Annotated in this window: 1 protein-coding gene; it reads right to left on the minus strand. The window is 71.9% G+C overall.

Annotated features, from left to right (window positions below):
• Window positions 1-278 (minus strand): glycosyltransferase family 2 protein (locus AOK00_RS34035; RefSeq protein WP_159041916.1); only part of this gene is annotated, 278 nt, incomplete at both ends.

Here is a 278-nt window from a genome sequence, read left to right on the forward strand (position 1 = left end):
AGCCGAGAAGTGGTGGAGCCAGTCCCGCTCGGCGACGGCGTCGTCGTCGAGGAAGGCCACGAACTCGCCGCGGGCGGCGGCGATTCCGGTGTTGCGGCCGGCGGAGAGGCCGCGGGGGCCCGCGTTGGCGAGCACCCGCACCTCCTCGGAGAGCCGCTGTTCCGCGTACTCCTCGGTCAGCCGGGAGAGGAGCCGCTCGTTGTGGTCGACCACGAGCAGGGTCTCCAGGGCGGGCAGTGACTGCTTCCGTACGGAGTCGACGGCGGCGAGGATGTCCT

It is taken from the genome of Streptomyces aureus (assembly GCF_001418135.1).
Classification (GTDB): domain Bacteria; phylum Actinomycetota; class Actinomycetes; order Streptomycetales; family Streptomycetaceae; genus Streptomyces; species Streptomyces aureus_A.